This window comes from Enterobacter sp. CFEC122, from assembly GCF_052983755.1.
Window position 1 is genome coordinate 1 of sequence record NZ_JBRIQR010000054.1, and the last position, 23,990, is coordinate 23,990.

Below are 23,990 nucleotides of genomic sequence, written 5' to 3' on the forward strand. Positions count from 1 at the left end.
AAAGGGTTCAAGGATTAAGCGGACCGTTTCTACATTCATCTTAAATTCCTCTTGCATTCAGCCAGGACCTTCGTTGAACTCGTCCCGATAAAACACCCTAGCACAATGTAAGTTACTTCCGCTCTGGCACACAGGGATCATGGGTGGCGCTGGGCTTGTGCTTTGTTTTACGTCTTGTCGAAGATTTTATATCAAATAATGTCTGCTTTATCCCATGGAAGGAAAATCAATGGCGTTATGCGCTAGCGGTGATATTAACCATTGAATGGATCTAATCTCGCTAATTGCCCTACAATGCCTAACTTACAAGCTAAAGGAAAATGACATGTTCCCCTTTCTGAACACATTTAAGCGATTAATAAGCAAACAGCAAGAAACACATACCGCTCCTCAGAAATATTCAAATGAACAGCTTATCCAGTGGGCTACCGGTTGCATGCTGGAAGGGCTCCCGGATGACTTCTACCAGGCCAGACTGCTATGCACTCGCCAATCCGATCCTGAAAACCCCGATGGATGGATAGTCAACGTTAATCATGATGTGATGCTTAACCCTGACTCCGAATATGAGCGGTTCCAGCCAGCCGATGACCTCTACCCTACCCAGTGTGTGGAAATGTTACTTGATGGCAAGGAATGGAGTAATGCATCAATAACATTCAATAAAGAAAACGCATCGTTTAAATGGAGTTAGCCATTATCAAGCCCAACCGCAGATGAACATTGTAATGGTTTATCCGATCAGCAAGTCAAGCCGGGTAAGCCGACGCAGAATGCGTTTATCGAACGGTTCAACCGGACGTACCGGACAGAAATCCTGGATTTTTACCTGTTCTGAACGCTGAATGAAGCACGGGAAATCACTGAACGCTGGCTGAATGAATACAACAGCGAGCGTCCTCATGAATCCCTGAATAACCTGACGCCGGAGGTAGCTTATTGGAATCGTTTTAATCTAGTAGAATTCAACTTTCGTTTGCGCTGTCATTGAAACTGGTTTCGGCGCCGGATTACCTGCGCTCTGTACTGTGGCATTACATATTTCAGGCACAAGCATTTCGTTATAAAAACAAGAACTGGTTGCTCTATAACCCTCCGAGAAAACTGATGAGTTTATTAGTTTATAATCAAGAGGCTTTCTTTTTTTATCAACATAAGATATTTCATTTTTAGACATAACGCTTTCTGAACTATAAAATTCAGAGCGCGTCAAATTATCGTCTTCATCATAAAAATGTTCAGATATTTTTTTGCCTAAAAAATAGGTGTCTTTAATTAATCCATTCGGGTAAAGAGTGTAACGCAACTCGTCACCGTTTTCATTTTTACTCAAAATGTGACGTTTTTCATCAAGTTGTATTGAGAAAGGCTTGCCATCTCTATGGCCAATAAGACTTCCATTTGTATATTTTAGAATGGTTTCATGCCCAGAAGAAACATTATCAAGGTTTAAGCTATCAACACAACCATTTTTATTCAGTCTGATGGAGATTTTATAAGTGATTTTTCCATTCTCCTCAACATCAGTATCTAAGGATTTAACAGTCCCCTTAACTGGATTGAAATCAAACATAGTCGATAAGTTATAAAGTAGAGGTATGTAGTGATTTTCTGCAAAAGCCATACTTGAAAATAAGGAAGTACAAAAGAAAAGAGTAGAAGTTTTTATCATTTTTAAATATAAGCTCAAGTTACCCTCAGATTAACTAAGCTCATTACAGCATGCTTACTGCTAATCTTCAACATTGATACTGGCGGAGATGATTGCGCCACAACTGCGCCGTTTGCCGTAAAATCGCTATCGTATCCAAACGTCTGAACGCTACCCTTTATCACGTATCGGCGCCAGATTTCACGCAGCAGTAAAACGTGCTGGCATTCGCCGCCGGAATCCGTACCATACGCGGCATACAATTTTTGCCCCTGCTGGCTCCGAAGGTAGTATTCAATGCAACAGAATCAAGAGATTAACAAAAAAGAGCAATACAACCTGAATAAACTGCAAAAGCGACTGCGCCGTAACGTGGGCGAAGCCATTGCAGACTTCAACATGATTGAAGAAGGCGACCGCATCATGGTTTGCCTGTCAGGGGGTAAAGACAGCTACACCATGCTGGAGATCCTGCGTAATCTTCAGCAAAGCGCGCCGGTGAATTTTTCCCTGGTGGCGGTCAACCTTGACCAGAAACAGCCGGGCTTCCCGGAGCACATTCTGCCGGAATACCTCGAAAATCTGGGCGTTGAGTACAAAATCGTCGAAGAAAATACCTACGGTATTGTGAAAGAGAAAATTCCTGAAGGGAAAACCACCTGCTCTCTGTGCTCTCGTCTGCGCCGCGGTATTCTGTATCGCACCGCGACCGAGCTGGGCGCGACCAAAATTGCCCTGGGCCATCACCGCGACGATATCCTGCAAACGCTGTTCCTCAATATGTTCTACGGCGGCAAGATGAAAGGTATGCCGCCTAAGCTGATGAGTGATGACGGTAAACATATTGTGATCCGCCCGCTTGCCTACTGCCGTGAAAAAGACATCGAGCGTTTTTCTCAGGCAAAAGGGTTCCCGATCATTCCATGTAACCTCTGCGGCTCTCAGCCGAACCTGCAGCGTCAGGTGATTGGCGACATGCTGCGCGACTGGGATAAGCGCTATCCGGGACGTATCGAAACCATGTTCAGCGCCATGCAGAACGTCGTCCCTTCCCATCTCGCGGATGTGGAACTGTTCGACTTTAAAGGCATTAATCACGAGTCAGAAGTCGTGAACGGCGGCGATCTGGCGTTTGACCGGGAAGAGATCCCGATGCAGCCAGCAGGCTGGCAGCCGGAAGACGATGACAATCAGTTTGAAGCGTTGCGTCTGAACGTGCTTGAAGTGAAGTAAGCGGTTAGCGTCTCAGAAACACCGTCTGAGACGCTTCATGCTTTATTTCAGCAGACGTACGCGGCAGGTTTTACCCTTAATTTTCCCGTTTTGCAGCTGCTTCCATGCCTTATGGGCAACCGCCTGGCGAACCGCGACGTACACATGCGCCGGATGGACCGCAATCTTACCGATATCTGCCCCGTCCAGACCCACATCCCCGGTCAGTGCACCGAGTACATCACCAGGACGCATCTTGGCTTTTTTACCGCCATCAATGCACAGGGTCGCCATTTCGGCCTCCAGCGGCACAAGGCTGACGCCGGCTGGGGGATTCATCCAGTTCAGCTTAATCTGCAGCATCTCAGAGAGAATATTGGCGCGCTGCGCCTCTTCAGGTGCGCAGAAGCTGATCGCCAGACCGCTGTTTCCTGCGCGCGCGGTACGGCCAATACGGTGCACGTGTACTTCTGGATCCCACGCCAGCTCAAAGTTCACCACCAGCTCAAGCGATTTGATATCCAGACCGCGCGCAGCGACGTCGGTCGCCACCAGCACGCGGGCGCTGCCGTTCGCGAAACGGACCAGCGTCTGATCGCGATCGCGCTGTTCAAGATCGCCATGCAGCGACAGTGCGCTCTGCCCGGCGGCATTCAGGGCATCACAAACCGACTGACAGTCTTTTTTGGTGTTACAGAACACCACGCAGGAGGCAGGCTGATGCTGGCTCAGTAATTTCTGCAGGAGTGGGATCTTCCCCTGCTGCGAGGTTTCAAAGAACTGCTGTTCGATGGCGGGCAGCGCATCTACGCTGTCGATTTCAATGGTAAGAGGATTTTTCTGCACGCGCCCGCTGATGGCGGCGATAGCTTCCGGCCAGGTTGCGGAGAACAGAAGCGTCTGGCGATCGGCCGGTGCGAAACGGATCACTTCGTCAATGGCCTCGCTGAAGCCCATATCCAGCATCCGATCGGCCTCATCCATCACCAGCGTTTGTAGCGCATCCAGCGAGACCGTGCCTTTTTGCAGGTGATCGAGCAGGCGTCCCGGCGTCGCGACAATAATGTGCGGCGCATGCTGAAGCGAATCACGCTGGGCACCGAACGGCTGCCCGCCGCAGAGGGTTAAGATCTTGGTATTGGGCAGGAAACGCGCCAGGCGACGCAGTTCACCCGCAACCTGGTCTGCCAGCTCGCGGGTCGGACACAGCACCAAAGACTGGGTCTGAAAAAGCGCCGCATCGATATGCTGCAACAGGCCAAGGCCAAAGGCCGCCGTTTTCCCACTGCCCGTTTTCGCCTGCACGCGCACGTCACGGCCCTCAAGAATCGCGGGTAAGGCGGCCGCCTGAACAGGCGTCATCGTGAGGTATCCCAACTCGTTGAGGTTAGCGAGTTGGGCATCGGGCAGAACATTCAGGGTAGAAAAAGCGGTCACAATTGTCTCTCGTGGTGATCTTTGCGGTCAGATGGCGCGTATCCTCGCAGATCTCGCGGTCCGATGCGACAATTTAATCGGTTCTTCATCGGGCGGCGGGTCGGGCATCGGCTGGGGACGCGGGATGGGATCGGGCATAGGTATCGGATCGCTGGGGATAGGATCGGATTGACGCGATTGTGGCAGTAGCAGAGCGTTAAGGATGCTCATCATTCCCTCCATAATTTGCTGTCATCCCTTTTAGGGTAGACGCTCAGAATCAGGAGGCAAAAAAAAGCCGACTATGAAGTCGGCGTCGTACGAATCAATTGTGCTATGCAGTAATTCAAAAAAGGAAGTAAGACAATATGGAGCGCAACGCCCATCGCTTGACGTTGCATTCACCTGCGGGAGTAATATTGCACCTTACGGGGTAGATGTTTATTGACTTCGCTCAATTAAAAGAGCGTTTTAATCCCGGAAAAAGATGAAAAAAGCGTAAATTTACAGCCATTTACTACGATGCAACCACCATGCAACACCCCCAATCAAAACAACTAACATCACGCAAAACGCCGTAAAACCGTAGCGATAAGCGCCACCCGGAATTCCGCCCAGGTTGACGCCAAACAACCCGGTCAGAAACGTGCTCGGTAAAAACACCATCGCCATCAGGGACATCGTATAGGTTCTTCGCGCCAGCGACTCCTGCATCACCTGCGCGATTTCGTCCGCCATCACCGCCGTTCTGGCAATACAGGAATCAATTTCATCCAGCCCGCGGCCCAGCCTGTCGGCAATATCCTGCATTCTGCGCCGATGGTCGTCGTTCATCCAGGCGAGCCTTTCGCTAGCCAGCCGCGCATACACGTCGCGCTGCGGCGTCATGTAGCGGCGCATAACAATCAGCTGCTTGCGCAATAAGGCCAGAAAACCACGCGGCGGGATCTGCTGATCGAGCAGGTTATCTTCCAGGTCGATGATTTTGTCGTGCAGCTCTTCAATAAACTCACTGGCGTGATCGGTAAGCGCGTCACAGACGTCCACCAGCCAGCTGCCGCAGTCGATCGGCCCTGTGCCCTCTTTCAGATCGTTGACGATGTCATCCAGCGCCAGGACCTTACGCTGTCGGGTGGAGACAATCAGCCCATCGTCCATATAGACCCGCATCGCCACCAGCTGATCCGGACGTTCATCCGTGCTGCCGTTAATACAGCGGAGGGTAATCAGCGTCCCGTCACCCATGCGGCTTACGCGGGGCCGCAGGCTTTCACCCGCCAGCGCATCGCGCACGTTATTGGGCAAGAGCGGGGTCGACGCCAGCCAGTCAGCGCTGTCCGGATGGGTATAGTTCAGATGCAGCCAGCAGGGATGCGCACTGTCGATCACATCATTATCTTCCAGCGGTCGGGCACCGCCGCGGCCGTCCAGCACCCACGCAAAAACTGCGTCAGGAACGTTAAGTTCAGATCCTTTAATGCTTTCCACAGCACCTCCACCTTTTTAACTCTTTCGGTGTCAGTCTAGCTTTCATGAGGGGTTAAGCAACAACTATGTATTCCATCGCGCTGAAATCGCTCGGGAATTGAGCTGGGTGGGCTGATGTATGAAAAAAGCCTGGCATGCCAGGCTTTGTGTCGCTTTCAGAGAGAGTGCTCTGGCTGCTGGAGGAAGGAGGGTGAGCCGGTCGGTAATGGGGACGAAGACCCGTGATCCAATCTGAAATTCCGCGTGCGGGCCTGGAGTTCAATCACCTGATTGCGCAGTACATCCGAGGAGCCGTTGAGTTCCTCCGCCATCGCCACGTTGCTTTGCGTGACCCGCTCCAGCTCCGATAGCGCCAGCGTGATCTGGGAAATACCTTTCTCCTGCTCAGACGTCGACGCGGAGATTTCATCCATTAAGCGACTGACGTTTCCCGAGCCCGTCACGATTTCATGCATATTCTTCTCTGCCTGCGACACCACGGTCGCGCCCTGCGTGACGTTACTGCTGGTGACTTCAATCAGCGCTTTGATATTCTTCGCGGCCTCTGCGCTGCGGTGCGCCAGGTTTCTGACCTCTTCCGCAACGACAGAAAAACCTTTTCCATGGTCGCCCGCTCTTGCCGCCTCAACGGCCGCGTTGAGCGCCAGAATATTGGTCTGGAACGCAATGCCGTCAATCAGCGAAATAATCTCCGTCATCTGCTGGGCGCATTCGGTAATGGACTGCATATTGTTGGCAACCTGCCCCATCAGCTCCCCGCCCTTACGCGCCTGCAGCGTCGCCATATTCGCCTGTTCACTCGCCAGGCGGGTGTTATCGGCATTGTTTTTGGTGCTCGCCGCCATTTGCTCCATGCTGGCTGCGGTTTGCACTAAAGACGCAGACTGCTGTTCGGTTTTCACCGAGAGCTGAGCGCTACGAGCCGAGAGCTGATCCGATAAGGTCATGGCGGTTTGCGATGACGCCCTGATCTCACGCACCAGCGTCGCAATGTTGCCGGACAGGCTGTTGATCCCGGGAATGAGTCGCCCCGCACAGTTATTGCCAAACTCCGGGATAGAAACCCCCAGGTTGCCGGCAGTCACCTCTTCAATACTTTTCTTCACCGTATTGATCGGCGTCACAAGATACCGGGTCATATAGACCCAAAGCAAAAATAGCGCAACGAAATTGATAGCGTTAAGGGAAATAAAGAGAGAGGGCTTGCTGGAAATTAGAACAACGACACCTGCGTTTACTAAAAATAGCGATAAAAGGAACCCGATAATAAAGGTTCGGACACTAATATTTCTTAGCATGATGATACCCACATTTTATATTTTGGTCGGCAACTAGACTTATAGCATTGGCACAAACGTTTTTCCTCGGAAACTTCACGGGTTTGTTGTTTCGCCGTTAGCAGCCTGGGATTTAGCTTAAGTCAGATGAAAAAAGCGTATTAGTGAAAATGTTCTTCGCAGCATGCTGTGATACTGGTCTGCCGCCACGTTAAGCGATACCATCCGCTGCGGCGAACCGATACAATCGCCGTTATATTTAAGGAGCTTTGCTACTTTTATTCGCTCTTGTTTAGCAATGCTTAATACGTTAACAATGAGAATATATTTTATATTCTTAATGCGATGTAGAGTATTAATATGACTGGTCATGCTTCACGATAAATAACTAATATTGTTTGAATGCGCATGTTCGTTGCCAGATAAAGATGTGCCCGGCAGGCGAAATCGGTAACCCTCTCAGGCGTGGGATTGCATAATGCTCAATATATCGTGGGACCCTGTGTTAATCGCTATCTCTTATCTGGTGGCATTTATCGCCTCCTTTGTGGCGCTGGACAGTGCCGGAAAGATTCCCCTTTCCAGCCGAAAGGCTGCCCTGTTCTGGCGCATTGCCGGGGGTATGACGCTGGGGATCGGCATCTGGTCGATGCACTTTATCGGCATGCTGTCGATGCAGATGCCGATGATGATGCGCTATGACCTCTGGTTAACCCTTGCGTCTCTGGGCGTCGCGATTATTGCGTCGACTACGGCCCTTGATATTGCCGTCGCGGGAAAAAAACGTTCTTCGTTTCGACCGATCGTTGCCACGGCTATCCTGAGCGCAGGCGTGGTATCTATGCACTATATCGGTATGGCTGCCCTGATGCTGGATGGCAGCATTATCTGGGATCGCCGCATTGTGGGGTTGTCCGTGGTCATTGCCGTGGTGGCGTCCGGCACGGCGCTGTGGCTGGCTTTCCGCCTGCGAGACAAAGGGGTTTTTATCGAGCGCCTTCTCGCCGCCCTGGTCATGGGTGCCGCCATTTGTGCGATGCACTATACCGGCATGAGCGCTGCGCATTACCCGGAAATGTCGCATACCCTCCCCGGCGGGATCGGCGAGCTGGGGTTATCCATCTGGGTTTCTGTCACCACGCTCTGCCTGCTTGGCGTGATGTTAATTATTTCCCTTATCGATTCTCACCGTCGCACCGGCCGGCTGACGGATAATCTTCGACAACTCAATCGGCAGCTTGAGCTCCAGGCGCGCTTTGATGCGCTCACCGGACTCGCGAATCGCCATCAGATGGATCTCCGCATGCAGGACTGCCTGCGCAGCGCGTTGCTGAGCAACAGGCAATTTGCCGTTATTTTCCTGAACGTCGATCACTTCAAACGCGTCAACGATACCTGGGGTCACAGCGTCGGCGATGAGTTATTGATCACCGTCGCACAGCGCATCACTTCCCGGCTCTCGCGTGAGATGACCCTGGCAAGGCTGGGAGGAGACGCTTTTATCCTGCTGGTGCCGGAATGTGACGACGACAAACTCAACGCCCTGCTCGCGTCGCTGCTCGAGGATGTGCGACGTCCTCTTTCGATCTGTGGTCATACGCTTAACACGACAATGAGTGCGGGCGTCAGCCTCTATCCTCAGGATGGCGAGACGCTGCATGAACTGAAACTCAAAGCAGATGCAGCCCTGCATCACGTCAAAGACGACGGCCGCAACGGCTGGGCGCGTTACAGAACCGAGATGTCGACAGCAATCCCGGCAAAACCCGGTTTTCTTCAGGAGCTCTCTCAGGCGCTTGAGCGCGATCAGTTTGAACTGTGGTACCAGCCAACCTGGTATGCGCAAGAGAAGACTATCCATGGTTTTGAAGCCCTGCTGCGCTGGCGGCACCCTGAGCAAGGCGTTGTGCTGCCTGGTCTGTTTATCCCCTCGCTGGAGCAAACCGGCTTAATTATTCCGGTGGGCAACTGGGCCATTGAAGCGGCATGTCGACAGCTGCATTTCTGGACTGAACAAGGGTTCAGCCAGTGGACGTTATCGCTCAACTTATCCCCCGTCCAGTTCGAGCAGCCGGACATTTTCCACATCGTATCGTCGATGCTGGAAAAATATAACTTGTCCCCGTCCAGGCTGATCCTTGAGGTCACGGAGAGCACCGCGCTGAAAAATCTCGATCGCAGCATTGAGTTGCTCAACGCCTTTAATCATGCGGGGATCACCGTCTCGATTGATGATTTTGGTACGGGCTACTCCAACCTGCTGATGCTGAGCGTGCTGCCGGCAAAAGAGCTCAAGATCGACAAAAGCTTTGTAACGTCGATGCTGGAAAATGAAAAAACCTACAAGCTGGTTGAAACCATTATGAGTATCGCCCGCACCATGGAGATGAACGTGGTGGCAGAAGGGATTGAAACGGAAGAACAGCAGGCGGTTCTCACCCGTCTCGGCTGCGACTACCTGCAGGGTTACCTCTTCTCCCGCCCCTTACCTGCCGAACAGGTGCCGTGGCTGCTTCTGCAGATAAACTCAGAAAGGCAAATTATCCCCCTTAATAAAATTCAAACGGACGCCGCATTTATTTCACAAAAAAACCATGCCTGACGGGGTTTAGTAGAGTATGTTTCAAAGCAGAACACACGAGTCACGTCTGTCATGATTGTCATGATTGTCATGATTGTCATGATTGTCAGGCGTATTAAGCCGATGAACAGGAAATGCCTATGTCGCAAAACGGTTTTGAAGCGCTGAACGTCATTAAAACACCCGTGTGGCTTATTTCACCCGTTTCGGAAGAGATCGTTTTTGCGAACGTGGTCGCAACGCAGCTTATGGGAGATAAGACGCTCGATCAGCTGCGTAAAGGCATCTATTCCGCGAATGCACAAGCTCTCCTGTCGATGTATGTACCAGAACTGAAAACCGAGCAGGAGATCGTCGAAATCTGGACAATAAGAAGCCGGGATGGGCTGGATACGCCGTTAAGCTGTCGTCTCTCGCTTGCCCGTTACGCCCCCTGGGGGGATGTGATTGTCTTCGAGGGGATCGCCCAACATATCCTCTCAGGACTGAAGGCCAGCCGCTCCGCAACCTACCGGCGAAAAAAACAGGGGTTTTACGCCCGTTTTTTTCAGACCAACAGCGCGCCGATGCTGTTAATCGATCCTGCCCGCGATGGTCAGATTGTTGATGCCAACCTGGCTGCGCTCAATTTTTACGGTTACTCGCATGATGGTATGTGCAGCAAGCATACCTGGGAAATCAATACCCTGGGGCGAGACGTGATGCCCATTATGACCGCGATTGCCGCGCTGCCCGGCGGCCATAAGCCGCTCAACTTTGTTCACCGCCTTGCCGATGGTTCCACCCGCCATGTTCAGACGTATGCCGGGCCCATTGAGATCTACGGTGACAAGCTGATGCTGTGCATCATCCACGATATCACCGAGCAAAAAAGACTGGAGCAAGAGCTGGAACATGCCGCGTTACGTGACTCCATGACCGGGTTATTCAACCGACGCCAGTTCTACGCGATTACCGACCCCAACAATCTCAATAATCGACCTGCCCAGCAGCAGTTTAGCCTGCTGCTGGTGGACACCGATCACTTCAAAAACATCAACGACCTGTTTGGTCATTTGAAGGGCGATGAGGTGCTTATTGCTCTCTCCCGAACGCTGGAAGCCTGTAGTCGGGAGAACGACATGGTGTTCCGCTGGGGGGGCGAAGAGTTCGTCATCCTGCTGCCGCATACCTCACTCGACACCGCGTTGCAGATTGCCGAGTCGATCCGTGCAGCCGTTGCCCGCATTACGATTCCGGGCTTACCACGGTTTACCGTCAGCATTGGCGTGGCGCGACATAACCCGGGGGAGACGATTGATGAGCTGTTTAAGCGTGTAGACGATGCGCTGTATCGCGCTAAAAATGATGGGCGCAATAAAGTCCTTGCAGCATGAAACTGGAGTATACGGGAAAGCCCCGCTACAATGCCTGCCTCGAATAAATTAACGTCAGGTGGGTAAAATCTGCAATGGGCAAAACAGAAATAATACTCACCTTAATTATTTTGCTCCTTATTATATTTGGCTTCTGGTTTATTTTTAGCGGGGAAATCTGGTATCTCGTCGAGTTTCTCGAAAATAGTCTTTACCCGACCTTCGACGCCCCTTAACGCACGTTTAATATCGTGTTTCACCTACCGAATTTGTCAGGTATCTGCCAGCCTGACGGCCGCGTAAGATACGCGTCGTTATCCTCCAACTACGTTGATAACGAATCATTTATTCACTTGCTTATGTTGCCCGTGCTCTGACGGGCTTTTTTATTTCCGGCATTTCAGCCACGCCAGTCTATATCTTAATCATCTTTAATGACAAGGGAGAGGAATGATGAGCAAGAAGATCCTGATGCTGGTTGGCGATTACGCCGAAGATTACGAAACCATGGTGCCTTTTCAGGCGTTGCAGATGGTTGGTCATCAGGTGGATGCCGTCTGCCCCGACAAACCGAAGGGCGACTACATCATAACGGCAATCCATGATTTCGACGGCGCCCAGACCTATAGCGAAAAACCCGGTCACCGCTTTACCCTCAACGCCGACTTTTCCGCCGTAAAGGAGCAGGACTACGACGCGCTGCTCATCCCCGGCGGGAGAGCGCCCGAGTATCTGCGGTTAAATGAGGATGTGTTAAAGCTGGTACAGGCGTTTGACGCCGCGCGCAAACCGATTGCGGCGGTGTGCCATGGCCCGCAGCTGCTCGCTGCCGCGGGCATCCTGAAAGGCCGTACCTGTAGCGCCTACCCGGCCTGTGCTCCTGAGGTCCGTCTCGCGGGGGGACACTACGCCACGATTGGCATCGATCAGGCACATGTCGACGGCAACCTGGTGACGGCTCCCGCGTGGCCCGCCCATCCGCAGTGGCTGGCGAAGTTTAATGCGTTGTTAGAATAATACGTCCCGGTCTCATCGCTGCCGGAAAGCACAGCGCGGTATCATCCATGGCAAAACTGGCGCTCACGTGCGCCAGTTCGCATTAACCATCAGTGCTTCTCAATATACATCGTCCGGCTATACGCCACGTCTTCCGGGTTATTAATCGGATACCCTTTCACCCACGGCTTAATCAGACGACCGTTGGTGTACTGGTAAATAGGCGCGATCGGCGCTTTCTCCATGAGGATTTTCTCCGCCATGTTGTAATCCGTATTACGCGCTTTCGCCGTGGTTTCGAGCGTCGCCTGGTGGATAATTTTATCGTAAGCCGGGTCGTTGAAACGCGAGATATTGCCGCTGTGGGTAGAGGTCAGCAGGGACAGGAAGGTCGAGGGCTCGTTGTAATCCCCCACCCATGACGCGCGGATCACATCAAAATTGCCGGTGTTGCGGCTGTCGATGTAGGTTTTCCACTCCTGATTTTGCAGCTTGACATCCACACCGAGATTTTTCTTCCACATGGACGCCACCGCAATGGCGATTTTCTGGTGGTTTTCCGACGTGTTGTACAGCAGGTTCAGCTTCAGCGGACGCTGAGGGCCGTAGCCTGCGGCCTGGAGCAAGGTTTTGGCCTGAGCGTTCAGCTCCTGCTGGGACATCTGCTCGAACGGCGAAGGTTCAGGCGTGAAGCCCGCCGTCACGTCAGGGGTAAAATGCCAGGCCGGTTTTTCGCCGGTACCCAGTACCTTATCCGCGATAATGCGGCGATCGATAGTCATGCTCAGCGCAAGACGGACCCTGGCATCGGCGGTCGGGCCCTTTTGTGTGTTAAACGCGTAGTAATAGGTCCCGAGCTGAGGCGGCGTATACACCTGGCCAGGAATATCCTTCAGGAGCTTCTGATACATGTTTTTCGGGAACGATTCGGTAATATCGATATCCCCTGCCAGATAGCGTTTCGTGGCGGACGATTCCTGATTAATCGGAATAAAGGTCACTTTTTGCAGGACAGTTTTCGCATTGTCCCAGTAGTGGGTGTTCGGCACGACAACCAGTTTTTCATTCACCACGCGCGCGTTCAGAACGTAGGCCCCGTTACCGACCAGCGCTCCCGGACGGGTCCACTCTTTCCCGCTTTCAACATTGGCTTTTTGCACCGGATAGAAGGCGAAGTTTGCCGTCAGGTTGCTAAACCACGGTAGCGGTTTATCCAGCTGGACGCGCAACGTTCTGGCATCCACCGCCGTCACGCCCAGGGTATCTGGCGCCGCTTTACCATCAATAATGGCCTGCGCGTTACTGATGCCTGCCAGCGCCGCAAACCAGGCAAACGGAGAGGTCGTTTTCGGATCAACCAGACGCTGCCAGCTGTAGACAAAATCCTGCGCGGTAACCGGCGTACCGTCAGACCATTTTGCGTTATCGCGCAGGGTGAACGTCCAGATTCGGTTATCGTTGCTCTGCCAGCGCGTCGCCACGCCCGGAGTCAGTTCCCCTTTCTCATTTTGATTTACCAGCCCTTCGAAAAGATCGCGAATCACCTGAATCTCTGGCAACCCCACCGCTTTTGCGGGATCGAGCGAAGCCGGTTCGTCTTTAATGTGTCTGACCAGCTCCTGTTTTTGCGCCAGCACCGTGCCCTGTGGCACATCGGCAGCGTATGAGAGTGAAGAGAGTCCGCACAGGCACAGTGCGGCAAAAAGACGCGAAACAGGATGCTTCATAAGATCCCCTTTAAAAAATTCAGGTAAAAAGCAGATGCGTAATTATTTGTTTCGACAGTAAGAAATGCAAACAACTTACGCCTGAATAGTGATTTAAGGCAATTCTCAGCCGTTAAGGAAACTATTTGATTAACAGCGGCTTTTGCACAACACTGCCTGTAGAGACTTCGTTATCAGGAAATCGTATGGCAACCACCCGACCCCGCGCGGAACGCGGCGCCTTCCCTCCGGGCGCTGAACAATATGGCCGCTCATTTTTAGGCGCATCGCTGATCTGGTTCCCGGCCCCCGATGCCGATCGCGACAGCGGTTTGGTTATTGCCGGCACGCACGGAGATGAGAACTCGTCTGTCGTCACGCTCTCGTGCGCGCTGCGGACGCTGACCCCGGCATTGCGACGTCACCACGTGATTCTTGCCGTGAATCCGGACGGCTGTCAGCTTGGATTACGGGCGAATGCGCGAGGAATCGACCTGAACCGTAATTTCCCTGCGGCAAACTGGCGCGCAGGGGAAACGGTATATCGCTGGAACAGCTCCGCCGAGGAGCGGGACGTGGTGCTGCTCACGGGCGATAAACCCGGCTCGGAGCCGGAAACGCAGGCGCTGTGCCAGCTTATCCATAAGATCCACCCCGCCTGGGTTGTCTCCTTCCACGATCCGCTGGCTTGTATTGAAGATCCGCGCCACTCTGTCCTGGGCGCGTGGCTGGCCCAGGCGTTCGCCCTCCCGCTCGTCACCAGCGTGGGCTATGAGACACCCGGTTCATTCGGCAGCTGGTGCGCCGACTTGAGCCTGCCCTGCATCACCGCTGAGTTCCCGGCGATCTCCTCCGACGAAGCCAGCGAAAAATACTTAAAGGCAATGATGGATCTGTTGCGCTGGGAGCCTCAGAGGTGAAGTACGCCGCTGGTAAAATTAAGCGCCGGTGAAACGTCAACGGCCAGCCACGTCGGGCCATCCAGATCGGCGAAACGGACCTGATTGACCAGCGGCAGCGCCGCACCGATCGCCCGCGAGGTGCAAAGCATGCATCCCAGCATCAGGGCGAACCCCTGCGCCCGGGCGTCCGCCGCCAGGGCCAGGGCTTCAGTCAGTCCGCCAGTCTTGTCGAGTTTGATATTGACCATGTCATAGCTGCCCTTAAGCGCGCTCAAATTCTCACGGGTATGACAGCTTTCATCCGCACAGACGGGCAACGGATGGATAAAATTCTTCAGCGCCGCATCCTCTTTTGCCGGCAGAGGCTGCTCCAGCATCGCCACGCCCAGATCGGCCAGCAGCTGGCATCGCGCGGCCAGCCCTTCGGGATGCCACGACTCGTTGGCGTCAACAATGAGCGTGGCTGACGGCACCGCCGAGCGTATGGCGACCATCCTCTCGCTGATCAGACGATCGTCGAGCTTCACTTTTAACAGCGTGGCCCCGGCGTCATAGAGCGCTTTCGCACTGGCGGCCATCTGCTCGGGCTCCCCAATCACGACCGTTTGCGCGGTCACGACGGACTCCGGCACGACCACGCCCAGCAATGACGTCAGCGATTTTTGCTGCTTAGCGGCTTCAAGGCTCCAGAGCGCACAGTCGATGGCGTTGCGCGCCGCCCCGGCGGATAAACGCTGCTGTAACGCGTCACGCGTGAGGCCTTTTTGCAGGTCAGGTACCAGGGTCATGATCTGCGCCATCACGGATGCCAGACTTTCCCCATAGCGCGGGTAAGGCGTACATTCCCCGACGCCTTTAAACCCCTCTTCTTCGATTTCAACCACGACCACGCTGGCTTCACTTCGGCTGCCGCGAGAGATCACAAACGGGGTATGCAATGGCCAGGCTTCTTCATAGACCTTAACGCTTCTCATCACTGACTCCTTGCGGCCCGGAAAGGCGAAAAATTTGGTTTGCCGTGTTATCTGCTGATGGCATACACTAGCCACGACGTTAACTATATGTAAACAGGAAGATATCTATGTCACAACTCGTTCATTTCCAGGGCAACCCGGTTGCTGTAGCAGGTTCCATTCCGCAGGCTGGCAGCAAAGCGCAGGCTTTTACTCTGGTGGCTAAAGATCTGTCTGACGTCACACTGGCTCAGTTTGCGGGCAAACGCAAAGTACTGAACATTTTCCCAAGCATTGATACCGGCGTTTGTGCCGCATCCGTGCGTAAATTCAACCAGCTGGCGACTGAAATGGACAACACCGTGGTGCTGTGCATTTCCGCTGACCTGCCGTTTGCCCAGTCCCGTTTCTGCGGTGCCGAAGGCCTGAGCAACGTTATCACCCTTTCCACCCTGCGCAGCGCTGATTTCCTCGAGAACTACGGCGTCAGCATCGCGGAAGGCCCACTGAAGGGTCTGGCAGCACGTGCTGTACTGGTTCTTGATGAAAACGACACTGTCGTCTTCAGCGAACTGGTTAACGAAATCACCACCGAGCCGGACTACACTGCCGCGCTGGACGTGCTGAAAGCATAATAAGTCCTTAGCATTCTATACAACTTATTCTCAACCTCGCCACGGCGGGGTTTTTTATTAGAAAAAAGCTGAATCGTTAAAGCTAAAATATTCATCGATCACAAAAATCATGCAATAAAGACAGCAATATGTAACTCCCGCGTGATCATTAACGCATTCTAATTGTTAAAATCACCTAATTTTAACCTCAGTGAAGCCCATCACATTTCCCTTTTTGTCTAAACATTAGATTTGCTTACGAAAGTAAATAATCGTTTCAGCAAAAAGGATAAAATATGAAGATCAAATTCGCTTTTACGCTCCTGGCGGTCCTGGTTTCTGGCCATGCCGCGGCTAAAACCTGGGTGCTGACAAGTGCTGAAAGCAGCGTAGAGAAAGGAAACTGGAAGATTTCGAGTAATGAGCTGAAAGTTAAAGATCAGATGTTCAGCATTGAGCAAAAAGTCTTGCACGGCGGCAAGCAGGAAGGCAGTAAAGTCATCATTATTAGCAGTAAAGATGGCCTGACGATTACCCTGAGCCCGACACGCGGCATGAACCTTCTGCACGTTGAAGGGTTTGGCACCCGACTGGGATGGAATTCACCCGTCAAAGAGGTCGTCAATCCTGCCTATATCAATCTTGAAAGCCGAAACGGTCTCGGCTGGCTGGATGGTTTCAACGAGATGATGGTGCGCTGTGGCTACGAGTGGACAGGTCACCCTGTCACGGCGGACGGGCAAATTTACACCCTGCATGGCAGGGCCGGGAATACCCCGGTATTACAGGTGGAAGTTGAGGTGGCGGATGCCGCCCCGCATGAGATCCGCGTTCGGGGTTTGATCAAAGAGAGCACGTTCAAAAAAGCGGATCTGCAGACCATGACCGAACTGCGCTACGTTCCCGGAACCAACCAGTTCAGCCTGCATGATGTTCTCACTAACCATGCCGATTACCCTCACGATTACCAAATCATCTATCACAGCAACTTCGGCACGCCGATCCTTGAAGAAGGCGCACGTTTCCTTGCGCCAGCGGCGAGCGTAAGCCCATTCAATGACTACGCCAAAGCGGGCGTTAACGACTGGCAAACCTATGCCGGGCCGACAAAAGGCTTTGATGAGATGGTCTTTAACATTCAGCCGCTCGCCGACAACAACCACGAAACGCTCGCGGCGGTGGTCAATAAAGCCGGCGATAAAGGCGCATCAATCCAGTTTGATACGCGCCAGCTGCCCGTGCTGACCTTATGGAAAAACACCGATACGCTGAAGCAGGGTTATGTCACGGGCATCGAACCGGGTACCAGCTACGCCTACCCCGTGACGATTGAACGCCAACAGAAGCGGGTTAAGCAGCTGCAGCCTGGCGCCAGCGCGCAGTTTGATCTGACCTATACCCTGCTCCACAGCCCGCAGCAGGTGAAAGAGGTTGAAAGCAGGATTGCGTCGATTCAGGGCGAGACAAAAACAGACATCGTTAACACGCCGCTGGCGAAGGAATAAATCTAAAGTGAAAAGTAAAAAGCCTCTTTGCAGAGGCTTTTTTGTTATTCGTCACCTTTCTTATGATTCAAACCATACTCACGTAGCTTATTGGCGATTGCGGTGTGCGAGACGCCCAGGCGTTTTGCCAGTTTGCGGGTGCTGGGATAGCTGCGGTACAGCTGCGTCAGCACAGAACGCTCGAAACGGCTGGTGATGTCATCAAGTGACCCTTCCATCGCCTCTTCCCCTACCGATACCGTTCCGGCGTCGTAATCCGGCAACAGGATATCCTGCGGGCGCAGCTCATACCCTTCAAGCTGGGTCAGCGCACGATATACGGCGTTTTTGAGCTGACGAATGTTCCCCGGCCAGCCGTAGCGCATAAGCACCGTGCCCAGATCGGCTGACAGCTTCGGACGAGGAACCCCCTGCTCATCGGCAAAGCGGGCTACGAACAGCTCCGTAAGCGGCATGATGTCCTGCGGACAATCGCGCAGCGGCGGAATGTTCAGCGTCAGGACGTTAAGGCGGTAATAGAGATCCTCGCGGAAGATCCCCTTTTGCACCAGTTCCACCAGGTTCTTCTGGGTGGCGCAAATGACGCGCACGTCCACATGCACCTCGTGATCCTCACCGACGCGGCGGAACGTGCCGTCGTTCAGGAAACGCAGCAGCTTAGTCTGCATACGCGGCGACATTTCGCCGATCTCGTCCAGCAGTACGGAGCCGCCGTTAGCCTGCTCGAAGAACCCTTTCTTACCCTCCGGCGCGTGACCAAACAGCTCGCTTTCAACGGCATCTTCCGGGATAGAGGCACAGTTAAGTGCCAGATAAGGCTTAGCCGCACGCGGGCTCGCCAGATGCACGGCGTGAGCCAGCAGGTCTTTCCCGGTGCCGGTATCGCCGGTAATCAGCAGCGGCGCGGTCAGGCTTGCGAGCTTACGCGCCTGATCAACCACATGACGCATTTTCGGGCTGACGGCAATAATCTGGCTGAACGCGCCAACGTCCTGACTGGAGAGGTTTTGCAGCTGACGACCCATGCGTAGCGTCGAGCGCAGCATGATCACCGCCCCGGTCAACACGCGGGTATTCCCTTCCCCTTTCAGATAGACCGGCGTGATCTCCATCAGGAAATTCTGCCCGTTAATCACCACATGCTCGCTGTGCGTGTTCTGCGGGTTGCTGTCCAGCCAGCGCTGGAAGTTAAAACCGGGGATCAGCTGCGCGGCGTGATGATTGCTGAGCTTCTCCTGGCTCTGCGCGAAAAGCTGGCAGCTCGCGTGGTTAACGCGCTCAACTTTGCTTTTCAAATCCAGGGAGAGGAACGGTTCAGGCATGGCTTCCAGCAGCGCGCTCAGCGCCAGGTGCTCACGCTCGGACGGCATCCAGGGAATGGTGCGTACATCCGTAACGCCAGCGATACGGCGGATTTCCGCCATCAGGCTGCTGAAGGTATTAAATTCAATTTCGGCAAAATTGAGGTAAATTCGCCCGACAGGATCGATCTCAATGCCACGTAAATCAATGCTACGTAAAACAAGAAGATCGAGTAATTCGCGGGTCAGACCGAGACGGTCTTCACAGAAGACTTCAAGACGCATGGGAAATTCACCGTTTTAAGCCAATAACAGTAAAATGATATGTCAGAACACGGTGATCGGGAAGATGGCTGTCAACAAATATTGACAGCCAGCACGATTAGTGAACAAAACCTCACGGCGAAGGTTTTTTATTGAGCGTCTCTTTGAGCTGGCCGATCAGTTCACGCCTGAAATCCCCCAGACGGGGCTTATCGCCGTCAATCCAGGGCAGCGGACGGCAGACTTCCATCGCTTTAATCCCCAGGCGTGCGGTTAATAATCCCGCACCGATGCCCTGAGCCGCACGGGCAGAAAGACGCGCCGCCAGATCCTGCGACATCCAGTCCATGCCCACTTCGCGCACCAGCTCACTCGCCCCGGCAAACGCGATATTGAGCAGGACCAGCTTAAACAGTCTGATCCGACTGTAGTAACCCAGCTCTATGCCGTAAAGGTTCGCAATACGGTTGATCAGGCGCAGGTTACGCCAGGCGATAAAGGCCATATCGACCAGCGCCAGCGGGCTGACGGCAATCATCAATGTGGATTCCGCCGCAGAACGGCTGATTTCGCGCCGCGCCTGAGCATCCAGCACCGGCTGTACCATGTGGGAATAGAGCGTCACCACTTCCCGGTCATTCTGAGTTTCATGGATGGCGGCATACCAGCGCTGAAGCGCCGGATGCGACTGATCGATTCCGGCCTGGCTGGCCAGCTTTTCACAGAACGCGCGCCCTTTCCCGGTGCCGTGACTGTGGAGCAGATCCCGAGCTTCATCACGCTCGTGCGCGCGCTGTCGCAGACGCCAGAGTCGACGCCATTCGGTGGCAACCGACCCGACGCCAGCCCCCACAATCAGCGCGCCTGCGGCACATCCGCCCAGCGCCACCCAGTCCTGCGTGTGCCAGGCATTCATCGTCCACTGCACGCCCTGACCCACCACGCTTACGCCAAACAGCGCCAGACCGGCGGTGACCATCCTGCGCCACAGGCTGCGTTTTGGACGCAGCGCGGCGTCCACGACCGCCTCCGCCGGACCATCCTCAACAACCGGGTCGTCCTGCAGCGCCGGGGCAAAGTTATCGGCCTGGGTACCGCTGAACGTCTGCGCCGTTTTGAACGCCTCCTGCGGGTTCTGCTCAAGCGTTCCGGTAAAGTCAATGCGCGGTTTTAACGGTTCCGTCATCGCAATTTATCTCCAATCAAAAACTCCAGCGCCGCATCCAGACGGATATGCGGTAAAGGCCTGTCGACGCTCATGGCCTGCGGGCGGAAGGCTTCAAACTGGAAGCCCTGATTCTGCCAGAAGGCCTGGCCCGGCAGCCGCGCAGGCACTTCGCCTGGGTAGACAGTAAGCGGTTCACCGTCGCTGAGCCGGTTCCCGCGTAATGCCGGTATTTTCTCGCCGTTAAGGTCAATTAGCCCGCTTTGCGTCGCCTGCACGGACGCGAGCCCAAGGCAATCCATGCTGATCCCTTCGAAGGCGGCGTTTTGCCAGGCGTCCTGTACCAGCTGCTGTAGCAGCGACACCATATTGGCATGCTGGTCGACGGTGACGTGATCGGCTTTTGTGGCCGCAAAGAGCAGTTTATCGATCACCGGTGAGAAAAGACGGCGGAACAGCGTTCGCTGTCCATAGTGAAAACTTTGCATCAGCTGCGTCAGGGCAAGGCGCATATCGTTGAATGCCTGTGGCCCGCTGTTGAGCGGCTGCAGACAATCCACCAGCACAATCTGACGGTCAAATCGTAAAAAGTGGTTCTTATAAAATCCCTTAACCACTTTTTCACAATAGTAATGGTAGCGCTCGCGCAGCATCCCTGCGTTAGTGTGCTTATCAGCCTGCGCCAGCGTCGACTCGCCAACCCCGTCCACATCCGGCCAGGGGAAAAACTGAAGCGCAGGCGCGCCCGCTAAATCACCCGGCAGAACAAAGCGCCCCGGCTGAATGAAGTGTAACCCTTCCTGTTTACACTGGTGTAAATACGCCGTCCAGGCGTCGGCAATGGCCGCCAGACGGTTTTCATCTGCTGGCGCAAGCGGGTCCAGCCCTTCGCACAGCTGTCGCCATTTGGCCGACCACCCGGCGCGTTGCCCCTGCAGCAATCCCGTCATCTGGCGTGACCAGCTGAGGTAATCCTGCGCCAGCATCGGCAGGTCGAGCAGCCATTCGCCGGGGTAATCGACGATTTCAAGATATAGCGTGGAGGTATCCTTGAAATGGCGCATCAGGGATTCATTCGAGCGGAAACGCAGCGCAAGACGAATTTCACTGACCCCTCGCGTCGGCGTCGGCCACGCGGGCGGGTCGCCATAAAGCTGTGCCAGCCCTTCGTCATAGGTAAAACGGGGAATGCCAAAATCACGCTGTGGAACGCGCTTAACGCCCAGCAGACGCTCTTCCCGCACCGCGCCAAGCAACGGCAGACGCGCCCCGGCGTGCAGGTTCAGGAGCTGGTTCACCATCGCGGTGATAAACGCCGTCTTACCGCTTCGGCTCAACCCCGTCACCGCCAGTCGAAGATGACGGTCAACGCCGCGGTTTACCAGTGAATTGATTTCGTTTTTAAGTCGCTTCATCGCCGTCCTTCGTTGCCTGGAAGCCTTGAATGCATGGCTTCAGAATACAATAAATGGGGGCAGATCGTTGATTATCAATTCTTATTTATTGCTATTGCCGTTTTTTCTCCAGTAAGATGAACGCCATTGCTGTCAGTCCTGAGTGAGTAAGGTGTATGTCACCCACCATTTATGATATCGCACGGGTTGCGGGCGTATCGAAATCAACCGTTTCCCGCGTTCTGAATAAACAAACGAATATTTCTCCTGAAGCGCGTGACAAAGTGCTGAAGGCGATTGACGAATTAAATTATCAGCCCAACAAACTGGCCCGTGCCCTGACCTCTTCAGGATTCGATGCCATTATGGTTATTTCGACCCGTTCAACCAAAACCACTGCCGGCAATCCTTTTTTCTCCGATGTTCTTCATGCCATTACGGCAAAAGCGGAAGAAGAAGGATTCGATGTTATTTTACAAACCTCAAAAAGCAGTGAAGACGATCTCCTGAAATGCGTGAGTAAAATAAAACAGAAGATGATCAAAGGGATCATCATGCTGAGTTCACCCGCAAATGAATCCTTTTTCACCACGTTGGACGCGTATGGCGTACCGGTAGTGGTTATCGGCAAAGTGGAAGGTGAGTATCAGAATATTTATTCCGTCGACACGGATAATTTTCATGACAGCGCCACGCTGACGGAAACCTTTATCAAAAACGGCCGCCGGAAAATTGCCTGCCTGCATGCGCCGCTTGAATATCATGTTTCGATCGATCGCCTGGCGGGTTATAAAGCCAGTCTGGAAAAGCACCATATTGCGATTAACCCGGACTGGATCATGGATGGTGGTTATACCCATGAGAGTGCGCTTAAGGCGGCTCTGGAACTGCTCTCTTCACCCACGCCGCCTGATGCCGTATTTGCTACCGACAGCATGAAGTTACTCGGCCTTTATCGCGCGGCGGACGAGTTAAATCTGATGATACCGGAACAGGTGGTGATAGCCGGATACAGTGACCCGATGCTGTCTCTCATTTTAACGCCCGCACCAGGCGGCTTTGATATCCCCACCCGCAAACTGGGGGAAGAGAGCTGCGATCTTCTCTTCAGGCGTATTGCGGGTCACCCCGCCCCGCAAAAAGTGCTGGTTGATACCCATTTTTTACTGGCGGCCTCGCTGCGCTAAAACCAGGGGCACCAGGCCCCTGGAAGACCCACGGGTCAGAACGCGTAATTTACCCCAACGCCCGCATAGTGGAAGCGGTCGTTTTTACCCTCGTCATGGTTTTCCCATTCGTAGGCGTATTCAAGCGTCATGGATAAACCGTTGTTGAAGTCATAGGCGTACTGCATACCCAGACGGTTGAAATCATGTCCTTCACGCTCAGGATCGTCCTGCCAGTCCCAGTTCGACCAGCGATCGAGCCCCAGTCGGGTGTAAGGCGTTAAAGTCGTCTGACCCAATGAAATAGGCAGGTAGGCGCGAATTTCCTGAGTGGAGAACTCGCCGTTATTACGTGAACCGTCCATATTGAAACCGCGCTCTAAATAGTAATTCACTTTAGCGGCGAAGGTGTCGTTAATGGTCCAGGTAAAGCCCGTTTCGGTTTCGACGCGGCTGTCTGAATAGCCTGTTTTTTCCAGATCGTTGGCAAACTGGTACATGGCAAACCAGCCGCCGAAACGCCAGTCGTCGGTTAATTTAATATCCCAGTCCGGCTGAATTTTGTAGCGCTGCATATTTGCGCTGCCGTCTCTGGCGCCGTGTTCATCCTTAAAGTGATAGCCATAATTACGGAAACCACCGGTCAGACCGAACGTGAAATCATCGGTACCAATAAAACGATAGCGTAATTCAAATTCCGGGCGGTCGAAATAGGTCCCACGGGTCATGCTGCTATAATCAACCGGTCCTTCCTGATACATCGCCAGCGAAATAGTCCAGGCATCCCAGGTCGCATTAAACCACACGGAGGGTTCATATAATCCGTCTTTATCTTCTCCCTGGCCTTCGACGTTTTCAATTTCATACATCGCGCCAATATTAAATTCCCATTGTTTAGCCGTTTCTGTTGCATGTGCGCAGCTCACCCCTGCGCACAGCACGAGCGCAGCACTTTTTAGTAGAGTACTCATAAAATATTCCCTTTATAATTAACAAACAAAAAACCGGAAATTTGCATTTCCGGCAAACACCTTTCTTATCTAG

The 23,990-nt window shown here is 53.4% G+C and carries 21 protein-coding genes and 2 pseudogenes; 12 read left to right on the forward strand and 11 right to left on the reverse strand.

What is annotated here, in order from left to right; genetic code table 11:
* Positions 1-325 precede the first annotated feature (325 nt).
* Both ACVCAM_RS23945 and ACVCAM_RS23950 read left to right on the forward strand, forming a co-directional pair.
* Positions 326-694 (forward strand): hypothetical protein, encoded by a 369-nt coding sequence (locus ACVCAM_RS23945; RefSeq protein ID WP_084832007.1) that lies wholly within the window; start codon positions 326-328, stop codon positions 692-694.
* A 54-nt stretch (positions 695-748) separates the two neighbouring features.
* Positions 749-991 (forward strand): annotated as a pseudogene (locus ACVCAM_RS23950) (integrase core domain-containing protein); the annotation flags it as partial.
* Here the strand turns inward: ACVCAM_RS23950 and ACVCAM_RS23955 are convergent.
* Positions 956-1,690, reverse strand: coding sequence for a YnfC family lipoprotein (locus tag ACVCAM_RS23955; protein ID WP_447093707.1), 735 nt, complete (start codon positions 1,688-1,690; stop codon positions 956-958). The pseudogene ACVCAM_RS23950 and the gene ACVCAM_RS23955 overlap by 36 nt on opposite strands.
* Positions 1,691-1,823: 133 nt before the next feature.
* Between ACVCAM_RS23955 and ACVCAM_RS23960 the strand changes: the two are divergent.
* Positions 1,824-1,913 (forward strand): annotated as a pseudogene (locus tag ACVCAM_RS23960) (hypothetical protein); the annotation flags it as partial.
* A 35-nt stretch (positions 1,914-1,948) separates the two neighbouring features.
* A complete protein-coding gene (gene ttcA, locus ACVCAM_RS23965) occupies positions 1,949-2,884 on the forward strand; it encodes a tRNA 2-thiocytidine(32) synthetase TtcA (protein ID WP_008501267.1) in 936 nt (311 codons plus the stop codon).
* 42 nt (positions 2,885-2,926) lie between these two features.
* On the opposite strand, the gene dbpA is transcribed toward ttcA, so the two are convergent.
* The 4 genes from dbpA to ACVCAM_RS23985 form a co-directional block, all read right to left on the reverse strand.
* On the reverse strand, positions 2,927-4,300 hold the full coding sequence (gene dbpA, locus ACVCAM_RS23970) for an ATP-dependent RNA helicase DbpA (RefSeq protein ID WP_023327603.1): 1,374 nt from the start codon (positions 4,298-4,300) through the stop codon (positions 2,927-2,929).
* A 27-nt stretch (positions 4,301-4,327) separates the two neighbouring features.
* Positions 4,328-4,510, reverse strand: a complete 183-nt coding sequence (ynaL, locus tag ACVCAM_RS23975) for a proline-rich small protein YnaL (protein ID WP_447093709.1) — start codon at positions 4,508-4,510, stop codon at positions 4,328-4,330.
* Positions 4,511-4,783: 273 nt separating this feature from the next.
* Positions 4,784-5,767, reverse strand: coding sequence for a zinc transporter ZntB (gene zntB, locus ACVCAM_RS23980; RefSeq protein WP_023292275.1), 984 nt, complete (start codon positions 5,765-5,767; stop codon positions 4,784-4,786).
* 155 nt (positions 5,768-5,922) lie between these two features.
* Positions 5,923-7,065 (reverse strand): methyl-accepting chemotaxis protein, encoded by a 1,143-nt coding sequence (locus ACVCAM_RS23985; RefSeq protein WP_407223413.1) that lies wholly within the window; start codon positions 7,063-7,065, stop codon positions 5,923-5,925.
* A 457-nt stretch (positions 7,066-7,522) separates the two neighbouring features.
* On the opposite strand from ACVCAM_RS23985, the gene ACVCAM_RS23990 reads away from it, so the two are divergent.
* The 4 genes from ACVCAM_RS23990 (at position 7,523) to ACVCAM_RS24005 (ending at position 11,997) form a co-directional block, all read left to right on the forward strand.
* Positions 7,523-9,646, forward strand: coding sequence for a putative bifunctional diguanylate cyclase/phosphodiesterase (locus ACVCAM_RS23990; RefSeq protein WP_008501262.1), 2,124 nt, complete (start codon positions 7,523-7,525; stop codon positions 9,644-9,646).
* Positions 9,647-9,765: 119 nt separating this feature from the next.
* The gene (locus ACVCAM_RS23995; protein WP_447093708.1) at positions 9,766-11,001 is read left to right on the forward strand and encodes a diguanylate cyclase; all 1,236 of its coding nucleotides are present in this window, start codon (positions 9,766-9,768) and stop codon (positions 10,999-11,001) included.
* A gap of 74 nt (positions 11,002-11,075) precedes the next feature.
* Complete coding sequence (locus tag ACVCAM_RS24000; RefSeq protein WP_021240268.1) at positions 11,076-11,216, forward strand: Ecr family regulatory small membrane protein; 141 nt, start codon at positions 11,076-11,078, stop codon at positions 11,214-11,216.
* Between the two features lie 217 nt (positions 11,217-11,433).
* Positions 11,434-11,997 carry a DJ-1/PfpI family protein gene (locus ACVCAM_RS24005; protein WP_008501260.1) on the forward strand — a complete coding sequence of 188 codons (564 nt, stop codon included), beginning with the start codon at positions 11,434-11,436 and terminating at the stop codon, positions 11,995-11,997.
* 89 nt (positions 11,998-12,086) lie between these two features.
* On the opposite strand, the gene ACVCAM_RS24010 is transcribed toward ACVCAM_RS24005, so the two are convergent.
* Complete coding sequence (locus ACVCAM_RS24010) at positions 12,087-13,703, reverse strand: peptide ABC transporter substrate-binding protein (RefSeq protein WP_407223415.1); 1,617 nt, start codon at positions 13,701-13,703, stop codon at positions 12,087-12,089.
* A gap of 185 nt (positions 13,704-13,888) precedes the next feature.
* On the opposite strand from ACVCAM_RS24010, the gene mpaA reads away from it, so the two are divergent.
* On the forward strand, positions 13,889-14,602 hold the full coding sequence (gene mpaA / locus ACVCAM_RS24015) for a murein tripeptide amidase MpaA (RefSeq protein ID WP_367071040.1): 714 nt from the start codon (positions 13,889-13,891) through the stop codon (positions 14,600-14,602).
* On the opposite strand, the gene ycjG is transcribed toward mpaA, so the two are convergent.
* Positions 14,593-15,558, reverse strand: coding sequence for an L-Ala-D/L-Glu epimerase (gene ycjG / locus ACVCAM_RS24020; RefSeq protein WP_045334856.1), 966 nt, complete (start codon positions 15,556-15,558; stop codon positions 14,593-14,595). The genes mpaA and ycjG overlap by 10 nt on opposite strands.
* Before the next feature lie 107 nt (positions 15,559-15,665).
* Here ycjG and tpx point away from each other — a divergent pair, with 107 nt between their 5' ends.
* Both tpx and ACVCAM_RS24030 read left to right on the forward strand, forming a co-directional pair.
* Positions 15,666-16,172 carry a thiol peroxidase gene (gene tpx, locus ACVCAM_RS24025; protein WP_008501256.1) on the forward strand — a complete coding sequence of 169 codons (507 nt, stop codon included), beginning with the start codon at positions 15,666-15,668 and terminating at the stop codon, positions 16,170-16,172.
* A gap of 275 nt (positions 16,173-16,447) precedes the next feature.
* Positions 16,448-17,656 (forward strand): aldose 1-epimerase family protein, encoded by a 1,209-nt coding sequence (locus ACVCAM_RS24030; protein WP_407223417.1) that lies wholly within the window; start codon positions 16,448-16,450, stop codon positions 17,654-17,656.
* Positions 17,657-17,700: 44 nt separating this feature from the next.
* Here the strand turns inward: ACVCAM_RS24030 and tyrR are convergent, their stop codons facing one another.
* The 3 genes from tyrR to ACVCAM_RS24045 form a co-directional block, all read right to left on the reverse strand.
* The gene (tyrR, locus tag ACVCAM_RS24035) at positions 17,701-19,242 is read right to left on the reverse strand and encodes a transcriptional regulator TyrR (RefSeq protein WP_407223419.1); all 1,542 of its coding nucleotides are present in this window, start codon (positions 19,240-19,242) and stop codon (positions 17,701-17,703) included.
* A gap of 112 nt (positions 19,243-19,354) precedes the next feature.
* A complete protein-coding gene (locus tag ACVCAM_RS24040; protein WP_039024914.1) occupies positions 19,355-20,407 on the reverse strand; it encodes a YcjF family protein in 1,053 nt (350 codons plus the stop codon).
* Positions 20,404-21,801 (reverse strand): YcjX family GTP-binding protein, encoded by a 1,398-nt coding sequence (locus ACVCAM_RS24045; protein ID WP_045415711.1) that lies wholly within the window; start codon positions 21,799-21,801, stop codon positions 20,404-20,406. Before ACVCAM_RS24045 ends, ACVCAM_RS24040 begins: the two co-directional genes overlap by 4 nt.
* 155 nt (positions 21,802-21,956) lie before the next feature.
* Between ACVCAM_RS24045 and ACVCAM_RS24050 the strand changes: the two genes are divergently transcribed.
* Positions 21,957-22,967: a LacI family DNA-binding transcriptional regulator gene (locus tag ACVCAM_RS24050; RefSeq protein ID WP_008501251.1), complete on the forward strand. Its 1,011-nt coding sequence runs from the start codon at positions 21,957-21,959 to the stop codon at positions 22,965-22,967.
* A gap of 35 nt (positions 22,968-23,002) precedes the next feature.
* Here ACVCAM_RS24050 and ACVCAM_RS24055 read toward each other — a convergent pair whose 3' ends face one another.
* On the reverse strand, positions 23,003-23,917 hold the full coding sequence (locus ACVCAM_RS24055) for an OmpG family monomeric porin (protein ID WP_008501250.1): 915 nt from the start codon (positions 23,915-23,917) through the stop codon (positions 23,003-23,005).
* Positions 23,918-23,990 lie beyond the last annotated feature (73 nt).

What these genes read in the sequence shown, in the direction of transcription:
- ycjG (WP_045334856.1), bottom strand. Translation starts at nt 15,558, where the DNA reads ATGAGAAGCGTTAAGGTCTATGAAGAAGCCTGGCCATTGCATACCCCG.
- ACVCAM_RS23985 (WP_407223413.1), bottom strand. Translation starts at nt 7,065, where the DNA reads ATGCTAAGAAATATTAGTGTCCGAACCTTTATTATCGGGTTCCTTTTA.
- ACVCAM_RS23995 (WP_447093708.1), top strand. Translation starts at nt 9,766, where the DNA reads ATGTCGCAAAACGGTTTTGAAGCGCTGAACGTCATTAAAACACCCGTG.
- ACVCAM_RS24000 (WP_021240268.1), top strand. Translation starts at nt 11,076, where the DNA reads ATGGGCAAAACAGAAATAATACTCACCTTAATTATTTTGCTCCTTATT.
- ACVCAM_RS24055 (WP_008501250.1), bottom strand. Translation starts at nt 23,917, where the DNA reads ATGAGTACTCTACTAAAAAGTGCTGCGCTCGTGCTGTGCGCAGGGGTG.
- ynaL (WP_447093709.1), bottom strand. Translation starts at nt 4,510, where the DNA reads ATGAGCATCCTTAACGCTCTGCTACTGCCACAATCGCGTCAATCCGAT.
- ACVCAM_RS24010 (WP_407223415.1), bottom strand. Translation starts at nt 13,703, where the DNA reads ATGAAGCATCCTGTTTCGCGTCTTTTTGCCGCACTGTGCCTGTGCGGA.
- ACVCAM_RS24030 (WP_407223417.1), top strand. Translation starts at nt 16,448, where the DNA reads ATGAAGATCAAATTCGCTTTTACGCTCCTGGCGGTCCTGGTTTCTGGC.
- ttcA (WP_008501267.1), top strand. Translation starts at nt 1,949, where the DNA reads ATGCAACAGAATCAAGAGATTAACAAAAAAGAGCAATACAACCTGAAT.
- ACVCAM_RS24005 (WP_008501260.1), top strand. Translation starts at nt 11,434, where the DNA reads ATGAGCAAGAAGATCCTGATGCTGGTTGGCGATTACGCCGAAGATTAC.
- tpx (WP_008501256.1), top strand. Translation starts at nt 15,666, where the DNA reads ATGTCACAACTCGTTCATTTCCAGGGCAACCCGGTTGCTGTAGCAGGT.
- ACVCAM_RS23990 (WP_008501262.1), top strand. Translation starts at nt 7,523, where the DNA reads ATGCTCAATATATCGTGGGACCCTGTGTTAATCGCTATCTCTTATCTG.
- tyrR (WP_407223419.1), bottom strand. Translation starts at nt 19,242, where the DNA reads ATGCGTCTTGAAGTCTTCTGTGAAGACCGTCTCGGTCTGACCCGCGAA.
- ACVCAM_RS24050 (WP_008501251.1), top strand. Translation starts at nt 21,957, where the DNA reads ATGTCACCCACCATTTATGATATCGCACGGGTTGCGGGCGTATCGAAA.
- ACVCAM_RS24040 (WP_039024914.1), bottom strand. Translation starts at nt 20,407, where the DNA reads ATGACGGAACCGTTAAAACCGCGCATTGACTTTACCGGAACGCTTGAG.
- ACVCAM_RS23945 (WP_084832007.1), top strand. Translation starts at nt 326, where the DNA reads ATGTTCCCCTTTCTGAACACATTTAAGCGATTAATAAGCAAACAGCAA.
- ACVCAM_RS24045 (WP_045415711.1), bottom strand. Translation starts at nt 21,801, where the DNA reads ATGAAGCGACTTAAAAACGAAATCAATTCACTGGTAAACCGCGGCGTT.
- mpaA (WP_367071040.1), top strand. Translation starts at nt 13,889, where the DNA reads ATGGCAACCACCCGACCCCGCGCGGAACGCGGCGCCTTCCCTCCGGGC.